Annotated in this window: 7 protein-coding genes and 1 pseudogene; 3 read left to right on the top strand and 5 right to left on the bottom strand. The window is 69.5% G+C overall.

All coding sequences use genetic code 11. The annotated features are described in order from the left end of the window. Positions 1 to 443: pseudogene (locus VFM98_RS15765) on the bottom strand (lysophospholipid acyltransferase family protein); the annotation flags it as partial. Positions 444 to 576: 133 nt separating this feature from the next. Here VFM98_RS15765 and metK point away from each other — a divergent pair. After that, positions 577 to 1,758 (top strand): methionine adenosyltransferase, encoded by a 1,182-nt coding sequence (gene metK / locus VFM98_RS15760; protein WP_325110852.1) that lies wholly within the window; start codon positions 577 to 579, stop codon positions 1,756 to 1,758. A 90-nt stretch (positions 1,759 to 1,848) separates the two neighbouring features. Here metK and VFM98_RS15755 read toward each other — a convergent pair whose 3' ends face one another. Both VFM98_RS15755 and VFM98_RS15750 read right to left on the bottom strand, forming a co-directional pair. Beyond that, positions 1,849 to 2,697, bottom strand: coding sequence for a hypothetical protein (locus VFM98_RS15755; RefSeq protein WP_325110851.1), 849 nt, complete (start codon positions 2,695 to 2,697; stop codon positions 1,849 to 1,851). Further along, positions 2,694 to 3,191, bottom strand: a complete 498-nt coding sequence (locus VFM98_RS15750) for a hypothetical protein (protein WP_325110850.1) — start codon at positions 3,189 to 3,191, stop codon at positions 2,694 to 2,696. The genes VFM98_RS15755 and VFM98_RS15750 overlap by 4 nt, the downstream gene beginning before the upstream one ends. Positions 3,192 to 3,411: 220 nt before the next feature. Here VFM98_RS15750 and VFM98_RS15745 point away from each other — a divergent pair, with 220 nt between their 5' ends. Together VFM98_RS15745 and ligD are read left to right on the top strand one after the other, a co-directional pair. Beyond that, the gene (locus VFM98_RS15745) at positions 3,412 to 4,512 is read left to right on the top strand and encodes a PA2169 family four-helix-bundle protein (RefSeq protein WP_325110849.1); all 1,101 of its coding nucleotides are present in this window, start codon (positions 3,412 to 3,414) and stop codon (positions 4,510 to 4,512) included. A 132-nt stretch (positions 4,513 to 4,644) separates the two neighbouring features. Then, a complete protein-coding gene (ligD, locus tag VFM98_RS15740) occupies positions 4,645 to 7,296 on the top strand; it encodes a DNA ligase D (RefSeq protein ID WP_325110848.1) in 2,652 nt (883 codons plus the stop codon). 144 nt (positions 7,297 to 7,440) lie between these two features. Here ligD and VFM98_RS15735 read toward each other — a convergent pair whose 3' ends face one another. Continuing rightward, complete coding sequence (locus tag VFM98_RS15735) at positions 7,441 to 8,103, bottom strand: hypothetical protein (RefSeq protein WP_325110847.1); 663 nt, start codon at positions 8,101 to 8,103, stop codon at positions 7,441 to 7,443. A 73-nt stretch (positions 8,104 to 8,176) separates the two neighbouring features. Then, on the bottom strand, positions 8,177 to 9,169 hold the full coding sequence (locus VFM98_RS15730) for an acryloyl-CoA reductase (RefSeq protein WP_325110846.1): 993 nt from the start codon (positions 9,167 to 9,169) through the stop codon (positions 8,177 to 8,179). Between the last annotated feature and the right edge of the window lie 222 nt (positions 9,170 to 9,391).

Genomic DNA, 9,391 nt, shown 5'->3' with positions numbered 1-9,391 from the left:
GGCACGGCCGTCATGTTCTCGCGGCTGCGCGAGGTCGCCACCAGCTCGCGCAGCCAGGGCTTGCGCGCCGGGCGGTACAGCACCGTGACCGGGCCGAACTGCGCCGCGTACGAGCGCGCCGTGACCTCGAAACAGCCGAGGTGCGGGGTCAGGAAGACGATGCCGCGGCCTTCCGCCCGCAGCGCCCGGATCATGTCCGCCTGCTCCCAGTGCACCGGTGGCATGGCGCCGAACCACAGGCGCGGCGTCTCGGCCACCAGCTTGCCGGCTTCGGCGATGGCGCGGCGCACCTGGGCGAAGCCGTAGCCGCCCTGCGCCGCGTTGGCGATGAAGCGCCGCCGGTAGGTGGGCGACGCGAGGAAGGTGAGCCAGCCCAGGGCCGTGCCCAGGGCGTGCAGCAGCGGCAGGGGCCATGCCGAGAGCAGTTGGAAGAGTGGTTTCACACCGGTTAGAATCTGGGGGTCGCCGAGTTATTGAACTACTTGCAGGGCGACGCGAAAAAATTCTGCTAAAGCGTTCGCCCAAGCTCCGGCAGAAGGCAACGCGCCTTCAGACCAAGCACCGGAGTTTATTCAAATGGCGAACGACTTCCTCTTCACTTCCGAATCGGTGTCCGAAGGGCACCCGGACAAGCTGGCCGACCAGGTCTCCGACGCGATCCTGGACGCCATCTTCGCGCAGGACCCGCGCAGCCGCGTGGCCGCCGAAACCCTGGCCAACACGGGGCTCGTGGTGCTGGCCGGCGAGATCACCACCAACGCGCACGTCGACTACATCCAGGTCGCGCGCGACACGATCAAGCGCATCGGCTACGACAACACCGACTACGGCATCGACCACAAGGGTTGCGCCGTGATGGTCTGCTACGACAAGCAGTCCAACGACATCGCCCAGGGCGTGGACCACGCCTCCGACGACTACCTGAACACCGGCGCCGGCGACCAGGGCCTCATGTTCGGCTACGCCTGCGACGAGACGCCGGTGCTGATGCCCGCGCCGATCTACTACGCCCACCGGCTGGTGGAGCGCCAGGCGCAGCTGCGCAAGGACGGCCGCCTGCCCTTCCTGCGCCCCGATGCCAAGTCGCAGGTGACCATGCGCTACGTGGACGGCAAGCCGCACAGCATCGACACGGTGGTGCTGTCGTCGCAGCACAGCCCCGAGATGAGCGACGGCACCAAGATGAAGCCGGCCTTCGTCGAGGCGGTGATCGAGGAGATCATCAAGCCGGTGCTGCCCAAGGAGTGGATCAAGGAAACCAAGTACCTGATCAACCCGACCGGCCGCTTCGTCATCGGCGGCCCGCAGGGCGACTGCGGCCTCACGGGCCGCAAGATCATCGTGGACACCTACGGCGGCGCCTGCCCGCACGGCGGCGGTGCCTTCTCCGGCAAGGATCCGTCCAAGGTGGACCGCTCGGCCGCCTATGCCGCCCGCTACGTGGCGAAGAACATCGTGGCCGCGGGCCTGGCGCGCCAGTGCCAGATCCAGGTGGCCTACGCGATCGGCGTGGCCCGGCCCATGAACGTGACGGTCTACACCGAAGGCACGGGCGTGATCCCCGACCACAAGATCGCGGAACTGGTGAACGAGCACTTCGACCTGCGTCCGAAGGGCATCATCCAGATGCTGGACCTGCTGCAGCCGATCTACTCCAAGACCGCCGCCTACGGCCACTTCGGCCGCGAGGAGCCGGAGTTCACGTGGGAGCGGACGGATAAGGCTGCTGCGCTGCGCGCGGCGGCCGGTATTCGCTGATCGCCAGCATCCCGGCACAAGGAAAGCCCCGCACCGCGGGGCTTTCTTTCATTCCCAGGGCACGAACCCGCGCCTGCACGTGCAACGACGTCAGCGCACCGACGCCGTGTCCTGCCGCCCGTACTCCTGCCGCTTCATCGCGACGTACGTCCCGCGGTCCATCTCGTGCAGCTGGCGCGGATAGCGTTCGGTGGCGCTGAACCAGCGGTTGATGCGCTGCTCCACCCGCTGCGCGCCGGGCAGCTCCATCGTGTCCAGGTAGGCGTCGATCGCCAGGTAGTAGCGCATCGCGTTGCGCTCGATCGCGCCGCGCATGCCGCCGGCGGTGAAGCCGACCTTGCTGGCGCCCGCCGTGGCCAGGTAGGCCTGCATCGCCAGCTTGCCCATGCCGCCGTAGCCGTAGGAATAGCTCAGGTGCATGAAGGTGTGGCCGGCATCCAGCGGGATCGCCTCGGCGGCGATGCGGTAGTCCCGCGTGCCGAAGGGACCCTGGGCCGCACCCAGCCGCGTGAGCAGGTAGTCGGGGCCGGAGGCCGCGCGCTGGAAGCCGAGATCCAGCCGGTAGGCCTCGTCCACCGGCTGGTCGTACTTGCGCCCGATGCGCACCGCCAGCCGCCCGCCGCCCGCCTGGCAGGCCTTGGTGTTGAAGGGCAGCAGCATGATGTCGCACCAGGCCTCGGGATCCTGCAGCGCCCGCTGCACCTTCTCGTACGGGTGATCCAGCACGGCGTAGACGTCGCCCTGCAGCACGTTGCCGCCCTGGGACGAATCGATGTGCATCTGGCGGCCGTAGGAGTTGTTGGCCAGCTCGGCGCCCAACTGCTCGTACTTCTCGCGCAGGCTGCCTGCGTCCGCGTGCGCGGCGAGACTGGCGAAAGCGAACAGGCAAGCGGTGCCCAAGCCCGCGGTCCAGCGGGCGAGTCGGTGCGTGAGCGTCATGCGTGTTTCCTGTGGTGCGGGTCGGCTTCCGCCAGCGGCGCAGCCTCGTTTTCCGGGGTGGTGGTGGTTTCGGTGGGGGTGGTCTCGGACTCTTCTTCGAGGAAAGCCTGCACGTCGAGCTGGATCCCGCCCATGAAGAGGGAGTGCGGTGCCACCTCGTAGAGGTAGCGGCCGTGCGGATGCAGCACCAGGCGCATGCGCAGCTTCGGCTCCTGCATGCCTTCCCAGACGCGGATCAGGCGCGCGCGCACCAGGTTGTCGGGGCACTGCAGCGACTTGAGCTTGTGGTAGTTGGTGGAGAGCGCCACCGCGTCCAGGTACCAGGCCGACTGCTTGTTGCGGGCCAGCAGGTTGGCCGACAGGTCGACCTCGAGCGTGAGCACGTTGCCCTCGGCCTCGAGCACGAGGTTGCGGCCGAGAAGTCCCCCGTTCGCCTCGCCGTACTTGTAGGTGAGGTGGAGGTGCGATGGCGTCTTGCGCAGTGAGTATTTCATGGGCGTCACCCGGTTCGGCACAGCGTGCGGCCTCCGCCGGGACGCCCGTGTAGGAATTTGTTGTGTCCGCCTGTGCGTGCGCTCAGCCATGTCCGCGCGGCGCAGGCGCTGGCCCGACCCGTCCTACACCGGTTGTGGTCGACGGTGCCACTGCACGGCTAGTGCTGCGCCCCAAGATCGCCTGCAGGACCTTTCCATCCAGATACGCAAGGAGCGAACAATGGCTGCTGAAGAACGCGAAGACCGCGACCTCAACCGCGACCCGATCACCGACGAACCCGGCGCGCATCCGATCGGCACGGGCATCGGCGCCACGGGCGGCGCCGTCGCCGGTGCGGCCGCGGGCTCGATCGCCGGTCCCGTCGGCGCTGCCGTGGGCGGCGTCGTGGGCGCGGTGGTCGGCGGCCTGGCCGGCAAGGCCGCGGGCGAAGCGGTGAATCCCACCGCCGAAGAAGCCTTCTGGCGCGAGAACTACGACAAGGAGCCCTATTACGAGAAGGGCCGCGACTGGGACGACTACGGTCCCGCGTACCGCCTCGGCCTGTCGGGCCGCACCCGCTACGAAGACCCGTGGACTTCGGTCGAGCCGCGCCTGGCCTCCGAATGGGAGAGCACGCGCGGCAACTCCACCCTGAACTGGGACCGCGCCGGCCCCGCCGCCGGCGCCGCCTGGCGCCGCGCCGACGAGCAGGTGCGCGACTACCACCAGCGCTCGGGCTCGGGCATGACCGGGATGGGCAATGCCGGCATGGGCAGCGCTGACATGGGCAACACCGGCATGCGCAGTGGCATGGGCCACGCGGGCACGCCCTCGGGCACCGGCGCCGCCGGCATGGTCGGCTCCATGCAGACCGCGGGCAACCAGGAAGGCGACCGCGGCGACGTCATCGACGTGCTGAAGGACCTGGTGGAGTGCAGCAAGGACGGCGAGTACGGCTTCCGCGAGTGCGCCGAACAGGCCAAGCGGCCGGACCTGAAGTCGATGCTCCAGCAGCGCGCGGAAGACTGCCGCCGCGGCGCCGAGGAACTGAACCGGCTGCTGCGCGAATGCGGCCACGACGTCGAGGAAGGCGGCAGCACGCTGGGCGCCATGCACCGCGGCTGGGTCTCCATCAAGTCGAAGCTGAGCAGCTACGACGACAAGGCGGTGCTGGAAGAGTGCGAGCGCGGCGAGGACAATGCCAAGGCCCGCTACATGAAGGCGTTGCAGAAGAACCTGCCCACCAACGTGCGCTCGGTCGTGGAGCGCCAGTACCAGGGGGTGCTGCGCAACCACGACCAGGTGAAGATGATGCGCGACCAGTTGCGCAACGCAGGTTGAGCGTTGAGCGTTGAGCGTTGAGCGTTGAGCGTTGAGCGTTGAGCGTTGAGCGTTGAGCGTTGAGCGTTGAGCGTTGAGCGGGAACGCTTCTCCCCACGCTCAACGCATGACGCCCAACGCCGAACCTGAGACATGGCCGAAAAAAGCGCGCTCCAGAAGTACCGCGACAAACGCAACTTCGACGCCACGCCCGAACCGGCGGCCGGCGGCGAGGCGAACGAGGATGCCCGCAGCTTCGTGGTCCAGAAGCACTGGGCCACGCGGCTGCACTACGACTTCCGGCTCGAGCTGGAAGGCACGATGAAGAGCTGGGCCGTCCCCAAGGGTCCCAGCTACGACACGAACGACAAGCGCATGGCGATGCCCACCGAGGACCATCCCATCGCCTACAACCGCTTCGAAGGCCAGATCCCGGCCGGCAACTACGGGGCCGGCAAGGTGATCATCTGGGACAAGGGTACCTGGCACCCGCTGGAGGACCCGCACAAGGGCTTCCGCGAGGGCAAGCTGAAGTTCGAGCTGCGCGGGCACAAGCTGCACGGCCACTGGACGCTGGTGCGCATGAAAGGCCGCGGCAACGGCCGCGAGGATCCCTGGCTCCTGATCAAGGAACGCGATGCCTTCGCGCGGCCGGCCACCGAATTCAGCGTGGTCGACGAGATGCCGGACAGCGTGAAGGACCTGGCCGACCGGCCGCCGGCGCTCGCCGCGCCGGTCGCGCCGGCCGCAGCTCCGACAGCGCAAGCCACCCCTTCCGGGCCGCCCGCCGGCGCCCGGCCCGCGAAGCTGCCGAAGCAGTTGCAGCCCGAGCTCGCCGTGCTGGTGGACGAGCCGCCCGCGCGGCCCGAGGACTGGATCTTCGAGATCAAGTTCGACGGCTACCGCATGCTGGCGCGGGTGGAAGGCGGCGCGATCGAACTCGTCACGCGCAATGGCAACGACTGGACGTCACGCATGCCGGGCCTGGTGAAGGCCCTGCGCAGCATGGAGCTGCCGGACGGCTGGTACGACGGCGAGATCATCATGCCGGGGGAGGACGTGCCGGCCGACTTCCAGGCCTTGCAGGGCGCCTTCGACAGCGCGCGCACCGAGCAGATCGTCTACTACCTGTTCGACCTGCCCTATTGCGCCGGGCACGACCTGCGCGAGGTGCCGCTGCAGGAACGCCGCGCCGTGCTGCAACGCATCTGCGAACGCAAGCCGCATCCCAACGTGCGCTTCAGCGCCGAGTTCGAGGCCGCGCCGGACCGCATGCTGGAGTCGGCCTGCCGCCTGGGGCTGGAAGGGGTGATCGCCAAGCGGCGCGGCTCGGCCTACGTGGGCCGGCGCTCGAGCGACTGGATCAAGCTCAAATGCAAGCTGCGGCAGGAGTTCGTGATCGGCGGCTTCACCGATCCCAAGGGCGCGCGCACCGGCGTCGGCTCCTTGCTGCTGGGGGTGCACGAGGAAGACGGCGGCAAGCTGCGCTATGCGGGCAACGTCGGCACCGGCTTCAACGAGCGCACCCTGGCCGACCTGCGCCGGCGGCTCGATGCGATCGCGCAGGACCGCAGCCCGTTCGAGGCGGGCAGCGGCATGCCGCGCGGCGCCCGCTGGGTGCGGCCCGAGCTGGTGTGCGAGGTCTCCTTCGGCGAGTGGACGCGCGAGGGCAAGATCCGCCACTCGGTGTTCCACGGCCTGCGCAGCGACAAGCCGCCCGAGGCGATCGGGCAGGAGCCGGTGCTGCACGCGCCGCCGCCGGACCAGCCGGCGAAGCCGCGCAAGGGGGCGAAGGCGGCGGGAAAGGCTGCTGCGAAGCCGGCGGAAAAGCCCGCGGCAGGAACCACGCGAGGCACTGCGCCGGAGACGGCCGCACCGAAGGCGGCGAAGCGGGCGGCGCAAGCCGAGGCCGCGAGCCTGCTGCCGCCCACCCTGCGCATCAGCAACCCCGAGCGCGTGATCGACGCGCAAAGCGGGCTGAAGAAGATCGACCTGGTGCGCTACTACGCGCTGGTCACGCCGCTGATGATGCCGCACCTGAAGGACCGGCCGATCGCGATGGTGCGGGCGCCCGACGGCATCGAGGGCCAGCTGTTCTTCCAGAAGCACCTGGACCGCTACCGCATGGCGGGTGTCGAGCCACTCGATCCGGCGATCTTTCCCGGCCACCCGCCCATGGTCTACATCGCCAAGCCGGAAGGCATCCTGTCGGCGGCGCAGATGAACGTAATCGAGATCCACACGTGGAATGGCGTGCGCACGACGATCGCCAAGCCGGATCGCATGACCTTCGACATCGACCCCGGCGAAGGCGTCACCTGGCCGCAGATCCAGGAGGCGGCGCAACTGGTGCGCGCGCTGCTGGAGGAACTGCAGCTGCCCTCCTTCCTCAAGACCAGCGGCGGCAAGGGCCTGCACGTGGTCGTGCCGCTGAAGAAGCAGTACGACTGGGACACGGTCAAGTCCTTCTCGCAGGCCGTCGTGCAGCACCTTGCGCGCACGCTGCCGGAACGCTTCGTCGCCAAGAGCGGCGCCAGCAACCGCGTCGGCCGCATCTTCATCGACTACCTGCGCAACGGCTACGGCGCCACCACCGTCTGCGCCTGGTCGGCCCGCGCGCGGCCCGGCCTGGGCATCTCCGTGCCGGTGCGCTGGGACGAACTCGCGGGCCTCAAGAGCGGCGCCCACTGGACGGTTTCCACGGCACACCAGCGCCTGGACGAGGGCAACGACCCGTGGTCCGACTACGAGTCCAGCCGCGCGGCCCTGCGCGGCGCGATGAACAAGCTGGGGTTCGAACCGTAACTGGCGCGTGCGAATCGTAGGCTGGTGCTGGAGCGAAGCGCAAGCCCAGCGATGCGCGAGCGCAGCGGAGCGCTGGGCTTCGGCGCTACCGCGCGCTCAGCACCAGCCTACGCCCCCCCGCGCTCAGCGCTCGCCGTTGCCCCCTCACGCCGCCGCCTCCATCGCCCACGGCAGCCGCAACTCGATGCGCTGCTCCCGCCGTGCGATCTGAACGCCGTCGGCGGCCGCCAGCGCCTCGAGATCGGACCAGTCGAGCGGGCGGTAGCCGGCCTCGCCGCGGAAGCTGTTGTCGCCCTCGTTGCAGCGGATGTCCACCGCGAGCCGGGCGGCTTCGGCCTCCGCGCTCGCCGTGAGCACCAGGTCCGCGGGGGCGGGCATGTGGTCGGTGCAATGCAGCAGCACGCCGGCCAGCAGCGTGCGGACGCCGGCGCGGTGCACGTGCCCGGGCAGCTCCGGCACCTCGTTGCGCAAGGCGTAGCCGCGGAAGCTCAGGCTGGTGGCCAGCAACGTGGCGCTTTCGCGCACCGCCTCGTGCAACGTCACGGTGGCGGTGTCGTCGGGCGCCAGCCAGCCGATCACGTCGACGCAGGAATTGAGCGCCGCCTTGGCGAAGCCGTTGATCTTGTTGGCGCTGTCCTGCACGTGGGCCAGGTCGGGCGCGGACGCGCGCAGCCGCCGGTCCATCACCTCGTAGATCATCCCGATCGGCTGCAGGTTGACCACCAGGTGGTGCCGGAACGACGGCGCGAGCCGCCGCAGGAGGGCGTAGCGCGCTGCTTCGGCCGCGGGGGTGGTGACTGCCGCCATGAACTCAGCGTATGCCAACCGCCCGGGGGTGTCAACGCACGGCAGGCAACAAAGAACAAAGACCGGCGCCGACTCAGGCCGCTGCGGCCAGGGAGATCACCTTGCGCCCGCGGTTGCGCCCGGCGATCACGTCGTCGATCACGCGCGGCAGGGCGTCGAAGGGAACCACCTCGCGAATGCGTTCCAGGTGGCGCGGACGCAGGTCGCCGGCGAGCCGGCGCCACAGGTGCTCGCGGGTGGGCACGTCGTTGTCCGAATTCACGCCCACCAGCCGCACCCCGCGCAGGATGAAGGGCATGACGGTGCTGGAAAACGCTATGCCGGCGGCGTTGCCGATGCTGGCGATCACGCCGTCCTTCTGCGTCGTGCGGATGATGCCGGCCAGCGGCTCGCCGCCCAGCGAATCGACCGCCGCCTGCCACTGCGCGCTTTCCAGCGGCCGCGAGCCGGTCTGCAGCTCGGAGGCGGCGACGACGCTGGCCGCCCCCAGTTCCTTCAGGTAGGCGGCCTCGGCGGGCTTGCCGGTCACGGCCACCACCTCGTAGCCCAGGCGCGCCAGCATGTCGATGGCGACGCTCGCCACCCCGCCGGTGGCGCCGTTGACCAGCACCTTGCCGCGCGCCGGCGCAATGCCGTTGAGCTCCATGAGGTCCACCGCCAGGGCCGCGGTATAGCCCGCCACGCCGATGCTGGCCGCGTCCAGCGCCGTGAGGCCTTGGGGTACCAGGTTCACCCAGTCGACCGGCACCCGCGCCGATTGCGCGTAGCCGCCGTGGTGCGAGACGCCGAAGCCGTGGCTGTGCACGATCACGGTGTCGCCGGGGCGGAAGCGCGGCGAGTCGGAGGCCTCCACCACCCCCGCCGCGTCGATGCCGCCGACGCAGGGGAAGCGGCGGATGATGCGGCCCTTGCCGGTGGCGGCGAGCGCGTCCTTGTAGTTCACGCTGGCGTACTGCAGCCGCACCGTGACCTCGCCGGGATCGAGCTGCGCCTCGGTGAGTTGCGTGAAGCCGGCGCGCACGGATTCCGGCGCGCCTTCGATCAGGTAAGCCTTGAACGGGTCCATCCGGAAAGCTTACCAGCCCCCTGCTTCGTCGTCCCCGCGCAGGCGCATGAAGCCCCGAGGCAGCCGGGTGGCCTCTGGTCCGGCCCGGAGGGGGTTTGTCCGTCTCCTCCATGTCCCCCGGCGCGGATGGGAACCGTTGCCTGTGATGACAGCGCGCCCGCGCCTCCTCCTTTACTTCCGGAGCCGGACAAACCCCCTCCGGGCCTGCATCGCGCGATGAAC

The sequence above is a fragment of the Ramlibacter sp. genome, from assembly GCF_035706265.1.
Taxonomy (GTDB): Bacteria; Pseudomonadota; Gammaproteobacteria; order Burkholderiales; family Burkholderiaceae_C; genus Ramlibacter.
The sequence above is the reverse complement of the archived record's forward strand: the minus strand, read 5'-3'. Positions and strand labels throughout refer to the sequence as shown.

What these genes read in the sequence shown, in the direction of transcription:
- metK (WP_325110852.1), top strand. Translation starts at nt 577, where the DNA reads ATGGCGAACGACTTCCTCTTCACTTCCGAATCGGTGTCCGAAGGGCAC.
- VFM98_RS15750 (WP_325110850.1), bottom strand. Translation starts at nt 3,191, where the DNA reads ATGAAATACTCACTGCGCAAGACGCCATCGCACCTCCACCTCACCTAC.
- VFM98_RS15735 (WP_325110847.1), bottom strand. Translation starts at nt 8,103, where the DNA reads ATGGCGGCAGTCACCACCCCCGCGGCCGAAGCAGCGCGCTACGCCCTC.
- VFM98_RS15730 (WP_325110846.1), bottom strand. Translation starts at nt 9,169, where the DNA reads ATGGACCCGTTCAAGGCTTACCTGATCGAAGGCGCGCCGGAATCCGTG.
- ligD (WP_325110848.1), top strand. Translation starts at nt 4,645, where the DNA reads ATGGCCGAAAAAAGCGCGCTCCAGAAGTACCGCGACAAACGCAACTTC.
- VFM98_RS15745 (WP_325110849.1), top strand. Translation starts at nt 3,412, where the DNA reads ATGGCTGCTGAAGAACGCGAAGACCGCGACCTCAACCGCGACCCGATC.
- VFM98_RS15755 (WP_325110851.1), bottom strand. Translation starts at nt 2,697, where the DNA reads ATGACGCTCACGCACCGACTCGCCCGCTGGACCGCGGGCTTGGGCACC.